Source organism: Spirosoma litoris (assembly GCF_054776755.1).
Genome location: NZ_BAAHBI010000055.1, coordinates 159,425 through 179,649, shown reverse-complemented (window position 1 = coordinate 179,649; position 20,225 = coordinate 159,425). Strand labels below are relative to the sequence as shown.

The window sequence follows — 20,225 nt, the reverse complement described above, 5'->3', positions numbered from 1 at the left end:
AAGAAATGGCTCTTGAATTTTTAAAAAGAATTTTCAATCCAAATAACGTAAGTATTGCGTTGGAGGATATTCAGGCATTGATACTCAGAAGTCGTCCCGTTCCCTATTACGGGACAATAGCAATTCTTGAAATTGACGATGCAAAGCAGGCCAGACAAGTAGTAAAAGAACTGCTACCGCTAATAACGTCTGCTAAGGATTGGCACAAGAATGACGATGCATCTGTTGCAATAGCCTTCACTTACAAAGGCTTAGCGAAAATAGGACTCCCTACCGATTCGCTGGATTCTTTTCCGGAATCATTCAGGGAAGGCATGAAAAATAGAGCCGTATTTTTAAATGATGTTGGTGTGAATGATCCCAAAAATTGGGAAAAAGATTTCAAAGAGGCCAATATTCATATGGCAGCAGCAGTTATTGCCAATAATGAAGAAGACTGGAAAAAGAAACTCCAGGAATTCAGATCTAAATTTGGCATTAATAAGGGAATAAAACTGCTGAAGAGTCAAGATTTTGGCGCGACAGAAGAAGTGAAGAATGTCTTTGGCTTCCGCGATGGCATTAGTAATCCTGAGGTGGAAGGTAGTGGCATTGATACGCCACCTGGCTTTGATCGCCCGTTGAAAGCAGGCGAATTTATTTTGGGTTATCCCGGTGAAGGAGATATTACAAAGCCCTATCCGAAGCCTGATGTTTTAGGTAAAAATGGTTCCTATTTAGTTTTCAGAAAATACCAAAGTCAGGTTGCCGATTTTAATAAATACATTCAGGAAAATTCAAGTACTCCGCAGGAAGGTGAATTGTTAGCAGCCAAAATGGTTGGCCGTTGGCGAAGTGGTGCCCCCTTAGTGCTGACGCCCGAAAAAGATGATAAAGAACTAGGGGACGATCCTACTAGAAATAATCATTTTTCTTTTAAGAATGATGAGTTCGGAAAGAAATGTCCATTCAGCTCACATATAAGAAGGATGAATCCCAGAGATTCGAAAACGTTTGTGCTGGAAGATGAGCGACTTCACCGCATCATTCGTCGAAGCGTAACCTTTGGCGATATTGTGCCGCCAGACGTTACGAAAGATGACAAAAAAGAACGTGGACTATATTTCATGGGAATCAGTGCGAACGCGATGGGCACACTGGAATTTTTGCAAAAACAGTGGGCAAATGATGGCAATTCCCAAAATTTAGGGACAGAAAAAGATCCGATGATTGGTGTTCAGGATAAAGAAGGACTTTTTACAATGCCAGCCGATCCATTGGTAAAACGATACCGGGGTTTACAAACATTCAATATCGTAAAAGGCGGAGAATACTGTTTTATTCCGAGTATCTCTGCATTGAAATGGATTAGCGAACTGTAACCGACTTCACGTATGGCCACTACCTATGTAAAATTTAGCCCGAGTCTGGAACGGATCGAAGCTGATTTCGACCAGAAGGTGCGTCGAATCACCGACGACATTCAACAGTTTGTCACCAACTCACCCAACATCAGCGGCATTAACTACCATACTCGCGATGCCCACGCCAAAGGCTATGCCGCAGCCAGGGCCGAGTTCGAAATTCTGCCCAACCTACCCGCCGAACTGGCGCAGGGGCTGTATGCCCAGCCAGGGAAGTACGAAGCCGTTATTCGCTTTTCGAACGGATCGGCCCGGGTCACCACCGATCAGAATAGCGGGCTGGCGATGGGGCTGGCCATCAAGATTATGGGTATCACCGGAAAGGTAATGCTTGACGAAGCAGCCGACTGTGGTAATTTCGATTACAACCTGATCAACTGGCCGATTTTCTTTTGCAACTCGGCCGAACACTACCAGTACATCGATAAGTTGTTTCTGAAAGTGAACGACTACTTTGCCAAAGGCGCACTGGGACGGCTCAAATTTGCCTACGACTGGCTGACGGGTATTGGTACGTTTTTCCCTAACAAAGACTCCTGGCATGAATTTCGGGCGTTTTCGTCGTTCAAAAAGATCAAACCCGAAAACTGTCTGCTGCACAGCTTCTATACCATGGGGGCTGTTCGTCATGGAGACTATGTGGCCAAACTGCGTGCCAAACCCGTCAAACAATATGCCGACCTAGTGACTCGGCGCGAGATCGATGTAAAAGCGGCCGGGCAGGTTTTTCGTCCGGCGTTGGTGGCTGAACTGAACGAGCACCCCTACGAATTCGACATTCAGCTACAACTCTGCAAAGATCTTCGGCGAATGCCCATTGAAGAACTAACCACCGAATGGCCCGAATCCCTATCGCCATTCGTGACGGTCGCCAAACTACGGATTCCCCAGCAGGACGTATCGGGCGAAGACAATTTTCCGATCATGGAAAACCTTTCGTTTACACCCTTCCGTTGTCTGGAAGAAAACCGACCGATGGGCAATCTGCAACTGACCCGCAAGGAAGCTTATCGAAAATCCTCTACCCTGCGCCACCAATTGAATAATGCCCAGCGGCAGGAGCCTAAAACGTTGCAAGAGGTTTTTGGTTCATGAGCCTTTTGTAGAATGAGTTTTGGGTGATTTTCCAGTGTGTTTTGTACGACTGTATACAAGCGTTTACATCGAGGGCTAAAAGGGCTGATTAAGAGCATATTTTAACCCGCTATGTGGATGACGTATCGATTGGTAAAAAGTGTGTGGTTTGGTCGCCACGGTCAGATGGGTTGGGCAAGTCGCCAGGATCAGGAAGTAGCTGAAACCGCTAAGCGCTTGCTCTTGAATTGTATCATCTGTCATAACTAACGCTCCGGCGCCCCGGCTACATTTATCCCAGCTTATTAGTAAACTGTCAGATCGAGAAGAACGTCGTGCATTCGTCCAGCGACTCTCAAAATTGAGTGTCTTGACTCATCATCATATCACTAAGGGAACTACAGGAGGTTTTGATTGGGGTGAAATTGAGCGTTTAGAGTTATACTAATTGCATTTCAGACACAAGTCGGAAATTTACCCTAGTTGTTTGGTTATGCCCGACTTAGTGCCTACTGATTAAACCCACAGTACACAATGAAATCTATAGTACGATACCCGGTAGGTATGGCCCACTAAGAATCCGTTAACGTGTCGACTTGGAGGGTCTGTTATGTGTAATCTTCTAAATATATACCTGTACATCCTGTTGAATGAACAGAACAGAACCTAATGCTTCTAGTCAGAAACTTGACTATCATCTTGAATTACCTTCGCAATTCACCAGTTGGATTCAATTTTATGATGAGTTGACCCGGTTAGGGCTCGTTCAGCCGACCACAACGATCATCCGAATCAAAGTCTTTCGGGCAGCCGATACTATTAGGGAGGGTGATAGTCTTTCTAGCTATCTAACGTATGAGCGTCAGCATATTGAGCGGATGTGTCTGGATGAATTTCGTCGAGAACGATCCAGCCAGTCGAGCTATTGGTTGACCGTTGCGGAATTAGAGCAACTGATTCAGATCGTGGGCAACCAAGCCTCCCGGTTAACGGATTGGGATTTACTACTCAAACTCAAGGCGCTATTGCAACATAAACAACAGGAAATAAAACTGAGTGACAGCCATCTGGAGTCTGGGCATTAGGTAAGGAACGGGAAGTTATAAAGGCGAGCTTCTATCGATTACAAAAAAGGCTAACCGTGTTGGTTAGCCTTTTTTGTAATCGATAGAAGGCTAATCAGACACTCCGACCTTGTATCAATCGCAAAATGACAGCGATCACAGCAATCACCAGCAAAATATGAATGAGGCCGCTACCGGCAATGCCAGCCCCTAAAACTCCTAAAAAGCCCAATAGCCAAATGATGACTAATATGACAGCGATGGTGTACAATAAATTACCCATGAGTTGAATATGTATGGTGAATGCAATGACCAACACGTAATTGCTCAGGAATGTTTTCGCTAAGTATTATTCCGTTAAGCTTTAGCTGCCTGTTATAGTCCAGAATGCACATTTAAAGGTGCGATCAGTTAATTTCAGTTATAGTCATCAGCTTACCTTATCAATAAAATCATACGATTGATTTGATAAATGGCATATAACCTTGAGGATATATCTATAATTGTTAAATTAGATTAATTATAAATGCGCTTCTTTTCAAGTTGCCTATTCTCTTCCTCAACTCTGTAGAATTTATGACCCATGAGTGAAATTACTTAGTTACACAACTATGATATGCTTAATGTATTTCCAAGTAACAATGGTATAGGTAAGTATTGGGAATAATTAACATGGAGGCTATTTTCCAGTGTTTTTCAAGCATCCGATCCGCCTGGGTCGCATCCATGAAATAACCTGGTGGCAAACATTTTGCCAAGATATCGACTATCCATATCGCCTTCTCGCTTGACAGGACCCATATTCATCTAATATGATCCTTTTAGTAGTCAACCCGTTTTACGTCTAATCTAAATCCGTCTGTGCTAAGCATCTCGGTAGACCCCATCAAAAACAGTCCGATTTTTTGCGCTACTTCTTTGAAGCGGAGAGCCGTTCTGGTTGGCTGGAGTCGTCAGGTAGCTATTCAGTTGACTGTATTTCTGGTTAGTCTATTTTACGGGTGCGCTGTGCTGGAAATAGATTTAGGCGAGACCGGCGATAGCTTTGGCGATGCGTATGATACGTATGTTCTCGGAACATCGGCCCGATTACCTCAATCTACGGCGGGTGTCAAGCGAAAAATCCTTCCAGCTCAAGCTGTTATCACTCCGATCAATCGGCCGATAGCGCTGTCTGTAGATTGGTCTTTTGTGTTCGCTTTAACGCCATTGGCTTTCTTTATAGACAAGCCTCCCAAACGTAGGCGTCTGCAAGTAATGCATGCCATCTGGCGTCTATGAGTCATTCATTTCTTGTTGGTTTGCAGTTGCGCTATTCTCGGTATCGCGCAATGACTCCTGCTGTCTGTTCAATCGGCGTATCAAGTGCAGCAGCATTCCTTGAACTATCATTAAGTGTTGACCTTAGAGAATTCAATTATGAAAAGATCAAAAATAGTACCAGGTATCATGCTGGCTAGTAGCGTGTTGCTTGTAGGGTATTGCTGGGTACTGATTGACTGGTATAATGACATGAAGTTAGGCCGCTATGAACGAGAACCCTTCAACACGGTAATCGAGATAGGAATCATTCTCAGTTATTGTTATCTGGCTTACCGATTCATTCAGTCTAAAACGGCCAAGGCCCAACCTCTTAATCCTGGTACGCCTGGTAAGAGCGAGGATTATAAGACTCGCTCTCTGAGACATTCGTATAGTCTACTCCGTAAGATGACCAACTCTGTTTCCACGACAAAATCAGAGACGGGGTCGGCAGGCTGGCCTCTTACAAGGTCGCAGCGCTTTAAGTAAGCAATCTGTTTTACGTGATTGCTTGATCGCTTTTCCCAATCTACCATTCACGACTAGCTTGGCGCTAAGGAGAGATCCGGCGCCAAGCCCAATTATACTTTTTAGTTCTTTGATTATCAGTGCCAATAAATCGAGTAAGTAAATTTTATCCTTTCACTAAATTAAACAACGAGTATGAAAAAGATCATTTTAGGTGCTTCGCTGTTGGCGATGCTAACCATAACCCAAACCAGTTTTGGACAGGCGGCTCAAGTAGCCAAGGCCGAGAAAAAAGAAGAGAAAGCTGAAAAGAAAGTGGCCAAAGCCAAGGAGCTACGCTCGAATGCAGCTACAGGCAAAGGTCTTGAAATAGCGGGCATTTCTGACGCCAAGACTCGTGAGGCTAAAGCGGATCGAAAAATGAAACATGCTCGCAAGAAAGCGATTAAAAGTGACGCTAAAGAGTTGAAAGCCGTTGCCAAGGAGAAAACCAAAAAGGCAGCTGGTGTCGACTAATCGATACCGAATCAGGTGAATTTATTAAGTAGAGCAAAAGCCCTACAAGCGCAGCCAGTTGGTTGCGTTTGTAGGGCTTTATAGGTTACTGACAATACCACTTCTTTTTTAGAAAAGCCTAGTACTCGTCCAATTTAGTTTCTATCGATTCTATGGATTCTATCGTCTTTGATTATCAGAATAATATCTAAAGAATCCCCTAGAATCTAGTTTACGCTTAACCAAGCCATCTTTCTCGTGTCACAATCTCTTCATTAAACGTTGGTAAAATCCTTGCCGCTACCTGTGGGAGTCTGTTTCTACCGGCAACGGCAAGCCATTTTCTCGTTGTATAGCGAGGCCATTAACCGTCTGTCTTTTTAAGCGAGACCGTCTGACCCATTGGAAAACAAGTCCTAAGCCTAGTATAGCTGCCAGTGCATAAAGGGCCATCGTTTCGGAAGGAGGCAGGCTCTCATAAAGCTGGTTAAATCCTTGAACCAGATTGCTGCTTAAAAGAGCCACCACTAACGCCCATACTAAAGCCCCCAGTGCATTGAAGACCATAAACCGGGCCGAAGAGAAGCCAGCCAGCCCCACAGCGGCTGGTACGGCTCCCCGTAACCCATACAGCGCCCGAAAGCCGATTACCAAACCTGTGCCATAGCGATTCGTCAGTCGCTCAATGCGCTGGTAGCGAAGCTGCCAACGAGGCCGTGTGCGGATAAAGTTACTGCCGTAGCGACAGCCCAGCCAAAAACAGAACTGGGTAATACAAAATGAAGAAAGTGCGGCCAAACCAATGACGGCTGGCAAGGAAAAATACCCTTGGTGGGCCAAATACACCCCGACCAGTAAAAAGGCTTCACTTTCCAGCAGCACCCCAAGAAACAGGATAGGATAGCCATAAGTGAGCATAAGTTCTTGAAAGTCCATAGTCCATTAGATAACGTTGAGTCTTACTAAAACTCACTAGTGGTCAAATGGTTATCTCCAAGTAGTTTTATCCTTTTATAGATTGTTAGTTTTGGCTAAGGTAAATCAATGCCGACGAACCAGGTTCGCTAAGGTTGAAAAGACATAGTAAGACCTATACAAAGCTGGTAGGCTAGACTTTACTTTCAGGATACACTTTTTTGTGCTGCGTGACTACGATCTGATACTGTTCAGGAGTTAGGATCGCTTTATAGGCTTTTACTTTTTCGTCTTCTACGCCCAGCGCCAGGGTTCTTAATTTTTTCTGATTCATTCCCGAGGCTTTTAACGTTTTTACGCCCTCGTTAAAGTCGATAACAGCTTTCGTGATGATCTCTTTGGCTTTGGGTAGTTGCTGATCGGTTAATTTAAGTCGTTGTTTATCGGCCTTTACTACCGATTTAATAATCATCCCGACGGTGGCCCCGTTGTTGAGGAACACAAACTTTTCGTTTTCGGGCGATTTGACGGGTGGTTTCTGGGCAATTAAAACAGGGGATGACCCAAGTAGGATGGCGATGGCAATCAGGAGGTATTTCATCATAGGGCTCGTTCACTAATTGAACCATGAAATACGATAACTTGAGACAGAAATGCTAACCATGCGTGGCTGGTGAACAACTTTTAAGCAATAGAAACTAGTTCCGAATTTTTTGGGAACAGCACTTCCACCGTTGTTCCTTCGCCTACCTGGCTCTGAATCGTAAGCTGGCCTCCATTGGCTGCTACTAACTCATGGACCAATTGCAACCCAATGCCTGTGCCTCTTTCTCCGCCTGTGCCTGGTCTGGAAATGAAGGAGTTAGCCAACGAAGCGATTGTTGGTTCGTCCATACCAATCCCCGAATCCGTGAGTGTTAATTTAGTGCCATCGGCCATTGCCTGGGTCTGAAGATAAAGAGAACCGCCCACCGGCGTGAATTTGATGGCATTCTGAAGAATATTACGGATAATAATCTGCACTTGGTAGCTATCGACAAAGACCTCAGCTGGTTCCATGTTTGTTTGTAAGCTTAGCTCCTTGAACTGAAGCTGATTGTCGTATAGAGCAAGGGTAGCTTGTAGAAGTTGGGGTAAATCGACATGAACAGGTCTGTTGCCAAGCGCTTCCCGTTGCAGTAGACTCCATTGCAGTAAATTATCCAGGGTTACATACGTCCTGTCGACACTATCAACCAATCGGTGATACTCTTCCAGTGAAATCGTAATCCGTTTCGATTGCGGGTTACGATCCCGAAGCTGCTCGAGCTGCATTTTCAGGATAGCGATGGGGATGCGCAGATCATGGGCGATGATATTGAACAGCTTATCTTTCAGGCTGTTCAGCTCAGAGAGTCGCCGATTCTTGCTTTCAATGGCCGCCTGATTTTCGTCCGTTAGTTTTTTTACCAAATCAGTAAAGAAAGCAACTACCATGAAGGAACCTATATAAGCAAGATATTGGCCAATATCAGTAGGCTCCTGCAAATAATAAACGGCTATACCTCGACAGAGTAAGCCTAATAAACCAGATACAATAGCAAAAAAATAGGCTATTCTTCCATCCAATATAAAGATGGAAATACAGACAATATAGAAGTAATTATTTTCAACAAGCGAATCAGTGCCTTGACTGATGCGTAAAACCGCGACCCAAAAGGTATCCAGGATCGCTATGCTGATGAAATACAAGGCTGCTATCCGATAGGGATACCGTTTCAACAGGATGAAAATGGGTAAAAGAGTAAGCGAGACACAAACCAGTTCAAGAATCCGGCCATATTGATTAACGACGAGATGTGCCAGAACAGATAGCCATAATCCAGCGATAATAATCAGTTGAGCGCCTAAAATGATCTTGAATTTAACCTGATCATTGCCGGTGAGACCAGGTGGTTGGAGCGTGTGGAAAGGATTTTTCCAGACCATAAGAATAACGAGGAGATAGGTACGTTATGTCACGATAGTGGAGTGCATCAGGGTTTACCGGTTGGTTCTGCGGGTACTCGCTTCAGGTCGAGATCCTGAAAATCGAAACTAAAATCGGTGAGGGGCGAAATGGGTTTCATCCGGATCGAGACGGGTTGCTGATTCTCATCGGTCTGGAACGTGAGGTAAGCGTCGGCATCGAAGCTCCGGTTAGTCCACTTGACAATGAACGTGTTGTTTTTGTAGAAAAACAATTCGCCCGTCAGCTTGGGTGATCGCAGCGACTGGAACCAGGGTTTTCCATTTTTTAAACTGATCAGGACGTCCCCAAACCAGAGATCGTGGTAAGTTCCCATATAGGCCGCGAAGTTGACAGGGGTCTTATTGCTTTTCTGCTCTTTCTCGATCGTTTCCCAGATGCCTTTGGTGATGGCATCGGCTTCATCCTGTCCCTTTTTTACCCGGTCGCTATACACCTTGATCCAGTCAGTAGGGGTTACCCCCAGATAACTGTCTTTAATCGTATTGGTAATTGAGCTAAAAGCTGCTCCCGATTGCTGATTGGTAAAAACGATAATCCCCAATTGAAGTTCGGGTAGAAGCGTTACCTGCGTCACCATGCCTGCGAGCCCACCCGTATGCGTTACTTGCTTGTAGCCTTTTACATCACTTAGGCCCCAGCCTAATCCATACGCGGAAAAATGAGTGTTGTAGGGCGGAATGGGGGTAGGGTTTACTGGGAGAATGGTCTGGGCTCCCCACATATCGGCCTGCCGTTTCTCACTGAACAATTGTTGATTACCGCCGTACTTGCCTTTATTAAGTTGCATAATGACCCATTTGCTCATGTCGGCCACGCTGGAGTTGATGCCCCCAGCCGAATACCCAAAGCGAAACATATCCCGACTAATCACCTGTACTTTCCCATTAACAGGCGCGTGCGCATCAATAACATTGACCTTATCAGCCAGACGACTATAGCTTCCCGCGCTTCGGTTCATGCCTAAGGGTTTCATGATCCGCTCTTCCACAAAAGCTTCCCAGGTTTTTCCGCTCACCCGTTCAACAACTTCACCCGCGACCATGTAGAGAAGGTTGTCATAATCATACTTCGTTCGAAAACCCGAAACGGGTTTCAGGTAACGCAGATTATGAATGATGTCTTTCATGGTGAAGTTACTGGAGTCGGGCCAGAACATCAGATCACCTGCTCCCAGCCCCAGCCCGCTTCGGTGCGTTAATAAATCCCGAATAGTAAAGGCATCGGTTACGTAAGGATCATACATCCGAAACTCCGGAATGTAGTCAATCACTTTATCATCCCAGGTCAGTTTTCCTTCGTCCATCAGGATCGCTAAAGCCGCTGAGGTGAAGGCCTTGCTGTTCGAGGCAATGCCAAAAAGGGTATTTTCGTCGACCTTTTCCCCCGTTTTGAGGGAACGAACGCCATATCCTTTGCTATGAATCACCTTTCCATCTTTAATAACAGCGACAGCGATACCCGGCACATCGAATGTAGTCAGTGTTTTCTGTACCAGGGCATCGATTTGCGGGGAGGAGATACCCTGGGCAATAGCGCAGGAAAAGGAGATCACCTGCACCATAAGTATAAGGCAGGTAATGGACAGGCGTAGACGTTGGTTCATGAGCGTAAGGTTCGTAACGGAGGATTGATAAACAAAGAAAACAGATTTCTGCTTATTCTTAATCGTTCGCCAGGAAAAGTCCGTAACACCTAATCAACTATAACTGTAGTTTTAGTTGATGATATATAGATTTTTGAGCTGCGATTTGTACGCCAAAAACTGTTCCTGATTAATTCGTTTGTCTGTCTTTATTTCCAGCAGTTTCGCCTGACTGCCGGGGCGAAAGAAATCGGGGAGGAGTGAGCTTAACGTTTCGGCTTTAGCGGCTATCTGATACTGTATCTTAGCATCAGCGGCCGTGTTGCGGGCGGTATACCCGTGAGGGGTCTCAAAATAGGTTTCCAGCTCGGGTTGTCGACTGGGTCCATCAATCAGTCGAAAGATGTGGCCGCCATCGTTATTGAGGAGCACAATTCGTAAGTTCGGAGGGACAGGGGCTGACCAGAGCGCATTCCGGTCATAGAAGAAGGCAACGTCGCCAATCAGCAGTGTCACGATCTGGTCGGTTGCGAGCGCTGCCCCAACAGCTGTACTTAAACAACCATCGATTCCGCTAACTCCTCGATTCGCGGATACACTCACCGCCTGTTGTTCGGTGAGTCCACAGAGGTTCGCGTATCGAACGGGCATACTGTTGGCCAGGTGGAGGATGGATTGAGAGGGAATCTGTTCGAGTACCAGTTGGACTGCCGACCAGTCCGTGAGGGATTGATTGGGTTTCGACAGGGTTTGCGCCACCAGCCGGGCTGCTTTCCGATCGGCCTGCTGCCAGTGATTCAGAAACTCGTGCGAATCGTCATCATCATCGCCCTGCAAAAATTGCTGATAGTCGATGTCCGCAAACAACTTGTCTAAAAAGGCAAGGGGTTCGGCAGGAATGAGCGTGGTCAGACTCTGAAAGGCATCCGTAATCCGATCTACCGTTGGTTGAATGTGCCAGTGCCGGTGAGCGGGGTATTGGCGAAAAAACGTTTTAAGGTTCCGGGTCAGGAGCGAATTCCCGATGGTGATCAATAAGTCAGGGCGGAATGCTTCGGCCTGCTCATCTGGAATGCCCGATAGAAATGTATCCGTATGGGTAATAAACCGATCATTGACGGGCAGATTGCTCACGATCTCACCCACTATAGGAACCCCCAGTTCGTCGCTGATCTTTGTCAGCACCGCCAACAGGGCCGGGTTTCTGGGTAACTGTCCAACGGCAATGAGGATACGATCACTCCGTTCCCATTCTGTAAGCAGGGCATGCCAGGTTTCAGGTGCTAGTGTAGGGCTTGCCGAAAGGGTTGTAATCAGTCGTACCGGTTCTGCCTGGAAGGGCTCATTCGCCGTTGGATAAAAGGGCTCACGTAGGGGAACGTTCAGATGGACCGGACCTACAGGCGCCAATCGAGTGAGCGAGACAGCCTCGTTGACCGATCGTTCGATGAACCAGCGGGCGTCGGGGTGGGCATAGTCGGCCGGTAGGTCATACGATCGCTTAACCTGATTGCCAAACAGATTTACCTGATCGATGGTTTGCCCGTCCTGCTGATGAAGCCATTCGTGGGGACGGTCGGCAGTCAGGAGCAGGAGAGGTACCTGCTGAAAATAGGCTTCGGCAACGGCGGGAGACAGGTTATACACCGCACTTCCCGACGTGCAGATAATCGCGACTGGGTTCCGGGTTTGTTGCGCCAGCCCCAGGGCAACAAACCCGGCCGATCGTTCATCGGCCATGACTCGTACCCGGAGGTGGGGGTGCCGTACGACAGCCAGGGTTAAAGGAGCCGATCGGGAACCAGGAGAGACGACCACATCGGTTATTCCTTTTTGATAAAGCAGTTCGGCAATGTTGACGATTGGCTGAAGAACGGGCATAATTTAACGAGTAAAAGAGCAACAGAATACAAACATAAGCCCGAAACGACATGTGCTGTCTGGCTTTCTATGGTAGATTTTCTGTTACTTTGCTTAGCTAGACGGTAGTAATCGTTTCGTGTTCATAAACGAAGCGGTGATTGTTAGCGTTATAGTCTCAGAAAATCATACACCCTATGAACCGCATTGCCTACGAAAACGAGGACGAAATTCGGGTTAAATCCTTAGCAGGGACCCTTGTTATTAATGGGATTCTGATCGCTATACTTTTACTGGTTAAGCTATCGCAGACGGTTCCGAACCCACCACCGATTCAGTTCGTGGAGGTAAATTTCGGTACCGATGCCCGGGGCAGTGGCCGGATACAAACGTATAACAAGGCTTCCGATTCACCGAACAAGGAGGATGTCAAAGCCGCCGAAAAGCGTCCTAATCCGAAAATCAATACGACACCCCGTATTGAAAAGACCCGAGCAACCCCAGCTCCTAAAGTAGAGGATGCGAAACCAGCCAAAACTCATACGGAAAAACCGCTGATTGTTAGTAAAGCCGAAAGTCCGGTAACCACGCCGGAACGTCCCGAACCCAAACGGGTTGAATCGCCTAAAGCAACGGCACCTGCTGAACGGCCAGCCCCGGTGACTCCGCCCAAGAAAGTGGAGACCGTCAATAACGATGCGCTCTTCAAAAAATCTTCGGGTGGGGGTGGTTCCAATGGTACGGTTGGGAAAGCAACAGGTGCGGGCGGAAACAACAACGGGGACGATGCCAGCGGTGTAGGGGATAAAGGGAATCCGAATGGTAAAATCAATGCCAAGGAATTTTACGGGACACCAGGGGGGGCGCCAACCGGTGTAGCCTTCGATGTATCGGGCTGGTCGTTGGCTAGTCGCCCAACGATTAATGATGATTCCGATGAGACGGGTAAAATTGTCTTCCAGATCAAAGTGGATGAGAGTGGCGATATTATCAATGTTCGTCAGTTACAAAGTACCGTAAGTCCTTCGGTAAGTGAAGTATACCGGAAGGCCGTTCAAAAGCTTCGGCTGCGGCCCAAAGGAGGATCAACGCCACCCACGGCCACGGGCACCATTACATTTATTATAAAGTCTAAAGATTAATGCAGTACCCGGAAGCACTCGACTATTTATACAGTCGGCTCCCCGTTTTTCACCGGATTGGTGCAAAAGCGCTAAAACCCGGATTAGGAAATACCCTTGCCTTATGTGAAGCCCTTGGCAATCCACAAAACCAGTTTCGGACTATTCATGTGGCTGGTACCAATGGTAAAGGCAGCAGCTCGCACATGCTGGCTGCAATTTATCAGTCGGCGGGTTATCGGGTGGGATTATACACCTCTCCCCATCTTCAATCGTTTACCGAACGCTTTCGCCTGAATGGGCAACCCATGCCCGAAGCGGAGGTCGCTGCGTTTGTCGAACAGCATCAGGCTTTAATCGAATCAGTTGAACCGTCCTTTTTTGAGGTGACGGTAGCGATGGCGTTCGATTATTTTGCCCGGCAGCAGGTTGATGTAGCGATTATTGAAGTGGGGTTAGGGGGAAGACTCGATTCGACGAATGTTATCACACCTGAAGCGTCGCTGATTACCAACATCGGCTATGATCATACGGATATTCTGGGTGAAACCCTGGGCGAAATAGCCGCAGAAAAAGCAGGGATTATTAAGCCTGGCGTTCCCGTCGTGATTAGCGAAACCCATCCGGAAACAGAATTCGTATTTCGTAAAAAGGCGGATGAGCTGAACGCGCCCATTTTAGTTGCCGATCAGGTTTATTCGATTCTGGATAAAGGGCTGGTTTCTGGCAAGCGCCAGGTGGAGGTGTCGCGAGAAGGAGAGGCTCCCCTGGCTGTCGAAATCGATTTATTAGGAACCTATCAACTCCATAATCTGGGTGGCGTTCTGGCTACTGTTTCGGTGCTTCAACCTATCTGGCCAGTATCAGTTGAGGCTATACAAAAAGGTGTGTCTACCGTCACAGCAACAACTGGATTGAAAGGCCGTTTTCAGACCTTACAGCAGCGCCCCAGAGTCATCGCAGACACGGCCCACAATCAGCCTGGATTAGTGTCTTTATTCGAAACAATTGAAACGATTCCTTATCAAACGTTACGGATTGTGATTGGGCTGGTGGCCGATAAAGATCGATCAAAAGTGCTGAGTGTGCTGCCTCAAACGGCAGTTTATTATTTCTGTCAAGCCCAAACGCCCCGCTCTCTATCGGCTAGCGATTTACAGGCTGAAGCAGCTAAAACCGGCCGGTTAGGCGACTCGTTCACTGATGTAAATTTCGCTTTAGAAAGTGCAATTTTACAATCATCAATTGATGATTTAATTCTGATAACTGGCAGTAACTATACAATTGCCGAATTAACAAAGTTATAACGTGACAAGAAGGAAAACGCACCGCTTTCTACAAAACGCTGAAAGCCAGAATGTTATTGAAGTAGGTAAACCACTTTACAAAACTATTCGCGGGAATTGGCGGAGTGATTATTTTAAGAATGACAATCCTATTGTATTAGAACTTGCCTGCGGGAAAGGGGAGTATACGGTTGGTTTATCGCAGGCCTTTCCAGATAAAAACTTTATTGGTGTCGATATTAAAGGGGATCGGATTGCGAGAGGTTCGAAGGCTGCGCAAGATCTTGGATTGACAAATGTTGCTTTCTTACGGACCGATATTAACTTTCTTCACGAGTTTTTTGCGAAGCAGGAGGTCAATGAAATCTGGATTACATTCCCTGATCCCCAGCCACGGCCCCGTCAGGAAAAGCACAGACTAACTCATCCTCGTTTTTTAGCTATTTACAAAGAGCTGTTCGTGCCAGGAGGGACATTACATTTAAAGACCGATAATCCAGAATTGTTTGCGTATAGCTTGGAACAGGTTCAAGCGATGGGTTGTACCGATTTACAATTTACTACCGATTTATATAACTCACCGTTAAACGGAATTCACATTGGTATTAAGACGAAATACGAACAACTATTCTTCGATAAAGGATTTACAATTAACTATTTACAATGCAAAACGGCCGTGATTTAACTTAATCACGGCCGTTTACAACTATATTGATTTACATTTTATCCTTACGATATAGCCAACACTGTATCGTAAGGATGTTTTATTTACAGACTTAAAATAATTTTGCAATTAAGTCTGCAACGCGGCTAGAATAGCCATATTCGTTATCGTACCAGCCAACAACTTTCACTAACGTTCCGTTTACGGCCGTTAATTTCGAATCGAAAATACAGGAGTGGGGGTTACCAACAATATCGATTGAAACGATTTCGTCAGTAACGTATTCCAGATAGCCTTTCAATGTTGTTTCAGATGCTTGTTTAATTGCATCGTTGATTTCCTGAATTGAGGCTTCTTTTTTAAGAATAACCGTTAAATCGGTCAATGAGCCATCTGGGGTTGGTACACGTAATGCGTTTCCGTCCAGTTTTCCTTTTAATTGGGGAAGAACCAGACCCACAGCTTTAGCAGCACCCGTTGAGGTTGGAACGATTGATAAAGCGGCTGCGCGTGCACGACGTAAATCGGAGTGAGGAGCATCCTGCAGATTCTGATCGGCTGTGTAGGCGTGGATGGTTGTCATGTAGCCTTTTTCGATACCGAAAACATCATCCAGAACTTTCGCCATTGGGGCTAAGCAGTTGGTTGTGCAGGAAGCGTTCGAGATGATCGTTTCTTCGCCGGTTAGCGTATCATCATTAACACCTAAAACAACTGTTGGAATATTTCCTTTAGCAGGAGCCGAGATGATTACTTTCTTAGCACCGGCAGTTAAGTGTTGCCCTGCGCCAGCTTCATCAACGAAACGGCCAGTTGATTCAAGAACTACGTCTACGTTTAGTTCTTTCCAGGGAAGATTTTTAGGATCACGTTCTGCGTAAGCATTGATACGTGCTCCGTTAACAGTTAGGCTTTCGCTGTCAGAAGAAACTGTGCCAGGGAATTTCCCATGGACAGAATCGTATTTTAGTAGGTGGGCGAGTGTTGCATTGTCAGTTAAGTCGTTGATAGCAACTATTTCGATGTTTTCTTTTTCCAGAAGCCGTCTGAACGATAACCGTCCGATACGACCGAAGCCATTAATAGCAACGCGTATTTTTTCCATGTACAGTGAAAATTGGTTTGTTTTCGGGGTCAAATATACTGATTAAATAGGGGTATTCACACAGAAGTGTATTAGCTATAGTTTTTAGTATTTAGAAAGGTTGCATTTTAGTAATTTCAGATATTTAGCAGATTTATTAGTAAATTATTGGCATTTTACTAAAATTAATAGCAATTTTTAGCATTTTTGCCAATTTTATTTAGTATTTGCTATTATAATTACTAAATAAACTACTAAATTATTACTAAATGCTAAAAATTGCTCTTTTACTAAAGTATTCCACGAGCATCTGAAACAACATTGAAAGGCTATCTGGAATAGGTAGGATAGGAGTGATACTAATTATTTTATTTTATCCAACAACAGTCTAATAGTCTATTTATAGCGTATTTGCTATAAATGCGTATTTGCATCATATTCATTTATTATAGCGCGTACAACTGAGTAATCACACGTTCATTTTTGCTGTTAGCTTCTATCTTCCTTAATTGATAGTAATCTACTTGGAATAAATCTTAGCATATTTCTCACACTCACTTAATCTTTACTCAGAGTATGATTTCTCAGCTACGTTGACAGAACGAAGAATATCTATTTAATCTAGCCCTACCTTCCTTACCCGTTATCTAATTACCCATACACTGGATGTATTAAGGCCGGGGCCATAGCAATGCTGCTTTGCGTTTATGCTTTATGAAACATGAATCAATTAGACAGAATCTAGGCCAGGTTGCTATTCTGAGTTGTTTTATACAAAGTCAATTCGCTGGCATCAATTTTGATGTTTACTTATAAGAAGAAGCTGCAACGACGGAACTAGACTCACTACGGTTACTATTTGAATGCCTACACACAGTATACCGGGGCGTTTATTACCCAAATAGGAAGTCGTTGATTAGAAAAGCCCACACTACCTTTTAGACTGCTTAAAAAGAGCGTAATAAATAATTTCAGCCCTTATATTACAAGTATACATGTCTTATTATTACCTTTGAAAAACGAGAAGAATATACAAGTATAATATCGATGTACAACAATATAAAATTTGGCACTAATAGTTAATTATCAGATATTCAGAAAGTTATAGTCTTATATATAAATTTTTACTTTACTTACATGACTAACAAAATCGAGGAAATTTGGGCCAACCGAGAACTATTGGCCAATGATGAATCTATACAAATCATAAAGGAGGTAATTAATAAATTAGATAAAGGGGAGCTCCGGGTGGCCACTCCACCTAGTACCGAAGATGGCGAATGGATCGTCAATGAATGGGTCAAAAAAGCGATTCTCCTCTATTTTGTCAGTCAGCAAATGAAGACTGAAGAGGTAGGTATCTTTACCTTCAACGACAAAATTCCCTTAAAAAACAATTTCGCCGAAGCTAAAGTCAGAGCTGTACCACCAGCTGTTGCTCGCTATGGCTCTTACCAGGCGCCCGGTGTTATTCTTATGCCATCATACGTAAACATTGGTGCGTACGTAGATGAGCGTACGATGGTGGATACCTGGGCAACCGTTGGTAGTTGTGCACAGATTGGTAAGGATGTTCACCTAAGTGGGGGAGTAGGTATTGGTGGAGTACTAGAGCCGCCCCAGGCAGCACCGGTTATTATAGAAGACGGGGCATTTATTGGTTCAAGATGCATTGTGGTTGAAGGTGCACACATTGGTAAACGCGCGGTTTTAGGAGCAGGCGTTACAATTACAGGGTCTTCCAAGATAATCGATGTAACGGGTGACAAGCCTGTTGAATATAAAGGTTATGTTCCTGCTAATTCTGTTGTGATTCCAGGAAGTTATGCTAAACAATTTCCAGCGGGAGAATTTCACGTACCCTGCGCTATTATTATCGGTCAGCGGAAACCATCTACCGATTTAAAAACTTCCCTGAATGATGCACTCCGGGAAAATAATGTATCAGTTTAAATTATCACTCAATTGTAAATAGTTTAAAACTCTCAATTGCGCATTCACAATTGATAAAATAAGAAATACACATCGGTAAATTTAAAAAACTACACTAGACTAGTGTAGTTTTTTTTGTAAATTACATACCGCAATAACATATTGTAAATTATTTAGGTATATATTTGTAACAACACCTGTAAATAGACCCGTTACATAGTTTACGTAGCTATAATCTATATATGACTATAAATGACAAAATTAAACAGATCCTTCTTGATAAGAATCTGACTCCATCATACTTCGCTGACGAAATTGGTGTGCAACGATCGAGTATTTCTCACATTTTATCGGGCCGAAATCGCCCTAGCTTTGATATCATTCAGAAAATCATTCGACGTTTTCCTGAGCTAGGTTATGAATGGATTATGGAAGAAGACGGCCAGGTAACTCCACGCGCTACGACCAATTCTTCAGGCTATAATTTTAACCGAGGAACAGGAGTAGGGCGTCCCACAATTGATCGCGCCGAACCGGTTACTATCCAGCCGTCAATGCCGTCTTATCCACCTAAACCATCAGGTATTCGTAGTCAACGGACTGAAATTCCGCCCTTGAATACGCCCAATCCGATGTTGGTTAACGAATCCAATCTGCCAGAACCAACCCCTAACGTAGGTATCTCTTCGGAAAAGAAAGTAGAGCGAATTCTTATCTTTTATACAGACGGGTCTTTCAGAGAATATATGCCAACAACTTAATCGTATACCGTCTTATTATATAAACGATTATTTTTTATCTAACTTTACTGAGTGATTACTCAATCAATATCTTTCGATAAACAAGAAGCCATCTTATCAGCCGCGCTAGGTTTGTTTATTGAGTATGGCTTTCATGGAACGCCTACTAGCAAAATCGCGCGTGAGGCCGGCGTTGCCCATGGTACCTTATTCCATTATTTCAAAACAAAAGACGAACTTATCGTTACTCTCTATAATTCCATACAGGAGGGATTTACCGTCTATCTTTCTGAACAAACGAAACCATCCACGAGCGTTGTAGATCGATTTAAAGATCTTTTTTATCATTCTGTGCAATGGGCTGTAGACTATAAATATGAATTTTATTTCACTCAGCAGTTCCGACATTCGCCATATTTCAAACAATTGGGTGCAGAGCCAATCCTACAACCAAGTTTATTTCAGAGCTTATATATAGAAGCGATAAAAGATAATCTATTCAAACCTTTGACTGTCGGCTTGATTTCATCACTTTGTGTCAATCAGATTATTGGCACTTATGAATACCTTATTCAGTCCGATCTATCGGTTGAAAAACAGAAGGAGACAATTAATGAGATTGCTGAATTGACCTGGGCTATGTTTGTCAAATCAGAAACCTTATAGAATCACATTTGCTTTAGCATGGCACTAGATCTTTAATGATTTGCAGCTAGGAGCTAGGTAATGCATTATTGATCATAATTGTGAGGGCCTGACCACAGCATAGTTATGGCGAAGTTGATGGGCTCTGCGGTAGTCGGCCGACCACTTAACGGTCGGTGTGCAACTAAAAAAATCAACGTAAGCCCTGGGTCAAACAACACTAGATTTCTACGTTTGAACCAGGCAAGCCTGGAAAAACAGCATGTCCCGCAAGGCACGGGCTTGGTAATATTTTTGATTTGCTAGTTATTTATCAGCCTTATAAAACCTTGGTAAAACTATACCATAATACATAAGATGACTTTGTACTGGTTTCTCCAGAACTGGCTTGCAGGCATTCACCATGACAACAGATTCTCGTTGGTAACTCATAGTTTCAAAGTACAGTACTGAATAACTACTTCAACTGGTGTTAATCTGCTATGAGTTTAGATACTCATTAGATATTTTTAAGCTGAATTAATCCATGATGTGATAGATTACTAAAGTTCATACAGTCAAAAAATGCCCTTTATAGGC

Annotated in this window: 19 protein-coding genes; 12 read left to right on the top strand and 7 right to left on the bottom strand. The window is 44.5% G+C overall.

The genetic code is table 11. The features are described from left to right. Positions 1-5 precede the first annotated feature (5 nt). From ACYVGR_RS29400 to ACYVGR_RS29390, 3 genes are all read left to right on the top strand, one after another. The gene (locus ACYVGR_RS29400; RefSeq protein ID WP_460963577.1) at positions 6-1,361 is read left to right on the top strand and encodes a Dyp-type peroxidase; all 1,356 of its coding nucleotides are present in this window, start codon (positions 6-8) and stop codon (positions 1,359-1,361) included. A 12-nt stretch (positions 1,362-1,373) separates the two neighbouring features. After that, positions 1,374-2,498, top strand: a complete 1,125-nt coding sequence (locus ACYVGR_RS29395) for a catalase family protein (RefSeq protein ID WP_460963576.1) — start codon at positions 1,374-1,376, stop codon at positions 2,496-2,498. 629 nt (positions 2,499-3,127) lie between these two features. Then, a complete protein-coding gene (locus tag ACYVGR_RS29390) occupies positions 3,128-3,562 on the top strand; it encodes a hypothetical protein (protein ID WP_460963575.1) in 435 nt (144 codons plus the stop codon). A gap of 94 nt (positions 3,563-3,656) precedes the next feature. Here ACYVGR_RS29390 and ACYVGR_RS29385 read toward each other — a convergent pair whose 3' ends face one another. Beyond that, positions 3,657-3,824 (bottom strand): lmo0937 family membrane protein, encoded by a 168-nt coding sequence (locus tag ACYVGR_RS29385; protein ID WP_460963574.1) that lies wholly within the window; start codon positions 3,822-3,824, stop codon positions 3,657-3,659. Between the two features lie 635 nt (positions 3,825-4,459). On the opposite strand from ACYVGR_RS29385, the gene ACYVGR_RS29380 reads away from it, so the two are divergent. The 3 genes from ACYVGR_RS29380 to ACYVGR_RS29370 all read left to right on the top strand — a co-directional run bounded on the left by ACYVGR_RS29380 (position 4,460) and on the right by ACYVGR_RS29370 (position 5,827). Further along, positions 4,460-4,822 (top strand): hypothetical protein, encoded by a 363-nt coding sequence (locus tag ACYVGR_RS29380; RefSeq protein WP_460963573.1) that lies wholly within the window; start codon positions 4,460-4,462, stop codon positions 4,820-4,822. Between the two features lie 138 nt (positions 4,823-4,960). After that, a complete protein-coding gene (locus tag ACYVGR_RS29375; protein WP_460963571.1) occupies positions 4,961-5,332 on the top strand; it encodes a hypothetical protein in 372 nt (123 codons plus the stop codon). Positions 5,333-5,506: 174 nt separating this feature from the next. Beyond that, positions 5,507-5,827: a hypothetical protein gene (locus tag ACYVGR_RS29370; RefSeq protein ID WP_460963569.1), complete on the top strand. Its 321-nt coding sequence runs from the start codon at positions 5,507-5,509 to the stop codon at positions 5,825-5,827. Positions 5,828-6,106: 279 nt separating this feature from the next. On the opposite strand, the gene ACYVGR_RS29365 is transcribed toward ACYVGR_RS29370, so the two are convergent. The 5 genes from ACYVGR_RS29365 to menD all read right to left on the bottom strand — a co-directional run bounded on the left by ACYVGR_RS29365 (position 6,107) and on the right by menD (position 12,195). Beyond that, the gene (locus tag ACYVGR_RS29365) at positions 6,107-6,742 is read right to left on the bottom strand and encodes a DedA family protein (RefSeq protein WP_460963568.1); all 636 of its coding nucleotides are present in this window, start codon (positions 6,740-6,742) and stop codon (positions 6,107-6,109) included. 172 nt (positions 6,743-6,914) lie between these two features. After that, the gene (locus ACYVGR_RS29360; protein ID WP_460963566.1) at positions 6,915-7,325 is read right to left on the bottom strand and encodes a hypothetical protein; all 411 of its coding nucleotides are present in this window, start codon (positions 7,323-7,325) and stop codon (positions 6,915-6,917) included. 80 nt (positions 7,326-7,405) lie between these two features. Then, entirely contained in the window at positions 7,406-8,689 is a 1,284-nt protein-coding gene (locus ACYVGR_RS29355; RefSeq protein WP_460963565.1) for a sensor histidine kinase, read from the bottom strand. Between the two features lie 47 nt (positions 8,690-8,736). After that, positions 8,737-10,335, bottom strand: a complete 1,599-nt coding sequence (locus ACYVGR_RS29350) for a serine hydrolase (protein WP_460963563.1) — start codon at positions 10,333-10,335, stop codon at positions 8,737-8,739. Between the two features lie 111 nt (positions 10,336-10,446). Then, positions 10,447-12,195 (bottom strand): 2-succinyl-5-enolpyruvyl-6-hydroxy-3-cyclohexene-1-carboxylic-acid synthase, encoded by a 1,749-nt coding sequence (gene menD / locus ACYVGR_RS29345; protein WP_460963561.1) that lies wholly within the window; start codon positions 12,193-12,195, stop codon positions 10,447-10,449. A 176-nt stretch (positions 12,196-12,371) separates the two neighbouring features. On the opposite strand from menD, the gene ACYVGR_RS29340 reads away from it, so the two are divergent. Genes ACYVGR_RS29340 through trmB form a run of 3 tightly spaced genes read left to right on the top strand, consistent with a single transcriptional unit; the run spans position 12,372 to position 15,266 of the window. After that, positions 12,372-13,316 (top strand): energy transducer TonB family protein, encoded by a 945-nt coding sequence (locus tag ACYVGR_RS29340; RefSeq protein WP_460963559.1) that lies wholly within the window; start codon positions 12,372-12,374, stop codon positions 13,314-13,316. Beyond that, positions 13,316-14,602, top strand: a complete 1,287-nt coding sequence (locus tag ACYVGR_RS29335; protein ID WP_460963557.1) for a bifunctional folylpolyglutamate synthase/dihydrofolate synthase — start codon at positions 13,316-13,318, stop codon at positions 14,600-14,602. The genes ACYVGR_RS29340 and ACYVGR_RS29335 overlap by 1 nt, the downstream gene beginning before the upstream one ends. A 1-nt stretch (position 14,603) precedes the next feature. Next, entirely contained in the window at positions 14,604-15,266 is a 663-nt protein-coding gene (trmB, locus tag ACYVGR_RS29330) for a tRNA (guanosine(46)-N7)-methyltransferase TrmB (RefSeq protein WP_460963555.1), read from the top strand. A 91-nt stretch (positions 15,267-15,357) separates the two neighbouring features. On the opposite strand, the gene gap is transcribed toward trmB, so the two are convergent. Continuing rightward, the gene (gap, locus tag ACYVGR_RS29325; protein ID WP_460963553.1) at positions 15,358-16,350 is read right to left on the bottom strand and encodes a type I glyceraldehyde-3-phosphate dehydrogenase; all 993 of its coding nucleotides are present in this window, start codon (positions 16,348-16,350) and stop codon (positions 15,358-15,360) included. 1,116 nt (positions 16,351-17,466) lie between these two features. Here gap and ACYVGR_RS29320 point away from each other — a divergent pair. From ACYVGR_RS29320 to ACYVGR_RS29310, 3 genes are all read left to right on the top strand, one after another. Continuing rightward, positions 17,467-18,282 carry a 2,3,4,5-tetrahydropyridine-2,6-dicarboxylate N-succinyltransferase gene (locus ACYVGR_RS29320; RefSeq protein ID WP_460963551.1) on the top strand — a complete coding sequence of 272 codons (816 nt, stop codon included), beginning with the start codon at positions 17,467-17,469 and terminating at the stop codon, positions 18,280-18,282. Positions 18,283-18,503: 221 nt separating this feature from the next. Further along, the gene (locus ACYVGR_RS29315; RefSeq protein ID WP_460963549.1) at positions 18,504-19,022 is read left to right on the top strand and encodes a helix-turn-helix transcriptional regulator; all 519 of its coding nucleotides are present in this window, start codon (positions 18,504-18,506) and stop codon (positions 19,020-19,022) included. A 51-nt stretch (positions 19,023-19,073) separates the two neighbouring features. Then, positions 19,074-19,667 carry a TetR/AcrR family transcriptional regulator gene (locus ACYVGR_RS29310; RefSeq protein WP_460963547.1) on the top strand — a complete coding sequence of 198 codons (594 nt, stop codon included), beginning with the start codon at positions 19,074-19,076 and terminating at the stop codon, positions 19,665-19,667. Positions 19,668-20,225 lie beyond the last annotated feature (558 nt).

Coding starts and splice junctions, on each gene's coding strand:
- ACYVGR_RS29400 (WP_460963577.1), top strand. CDS start 6: ATGGCTCTTGAATTTTTAAAAAGAATTTTCAATCCAAATAACGTAAGT.
- ACYVGR_RS29395 (WP_460963576.1), top strand. CDS start 1,374: ATGGCCACTACCTATGTAAAATTTAGCCCGAGTCTGGAACGGATCGAA.
- ACYVGR_RS29390 (WP_460963575.1), top strand. CDS start 3,128: ATGAACAGAACAGAACCTAATGCTTCTAGTCAGAAACTTGACTATCAT.
- ACYVGR_RS29385 (WP_460963574.1), bottom strand. CDS start 3,824: ATGGGTAATTTATTGTACACCATCGCTGTCATATTAGTCATCATTTGG.
- ACYVGR_RS29375 (WP_460963571.1), top strand. CDS start 4,961: ATGAAAAGATCAAAAATAGTACCAGGTATCATGCTGGCTAGTAGCGTG.
- ACYVGR_RS29370 (WP_460963569.1), top strand. CDS start 5,507: ATGAAAAAGATCATTTTAGGTGCTTCGCTGTTGGCGATGCTAACCATA.
- ACYVGR_RS29365 (WP_460963568.1), bottom strand. CDS start 6,742: ATGGACTTTCAAGAACTTATGCTCACTTATGGCTATCCTATCCTGTTT.
- ACYVGR_RS29360 (WP_460963566.1), bottom strand. CDS start 7,325: ATGATGAAATACCTCCTGATTGCCATCGCCATCCTACTTGGGTCATCC.
- ACYVGR_RS29355 (WP_460963565.1), bottom strand. CDS start 8,689: ATGGTCTGGAAAAATCCTTTCCACACGCTCCAACCACCTGGTCTCACC.
- ACYVGR_RS29350 (WP_460963563.1), bottom strand. CDS start 10,335: ATGAACCAACGTCTACGCCTGTCCATTACCTGCCTTATACTTATGGTG.
- menD (WP_460963561.1), bottom strand. CDS start 12,195: ATGCCCGTTCTTCAGCCAATCGTCAACATTGCCGAACTGCTTTATCAA.
- ACYVGR_RS29340 (WP_460963559.1), top strand. CDS start 12,372: ATGAACCGCATTGCCTACGAAAACGAGGACGAAATTCGGGTTAAATCC.
- ACYVGR_RS29335 (WP_460963557.1), top strand. CDS start 13,316: ATGCAGTACCCGGAAGCACTCGACTATTTATACAGTCGGCTCCCCGTT.
- gap (WP_460963553.1), bottom strand. CDS start 16,350: ATGGAAAAAATACGCGTTGCTATTAATGGCTTCGGTCGTATCGGACGG.
- ACYVGR_RS29320 (WP_460963551.1), top strand. CDS start 17,467: ATGACTAACAAAATCGAGGAAATTTGGGCCAACCGAGAACTATTGGCC.
- ACYVGR_RS29315 (WP_460963549.1), top strand. CDS start 18,504: ATGACTATAAATGACAAAATTAAACAGATCCTTCTTGATAAGAATCTG.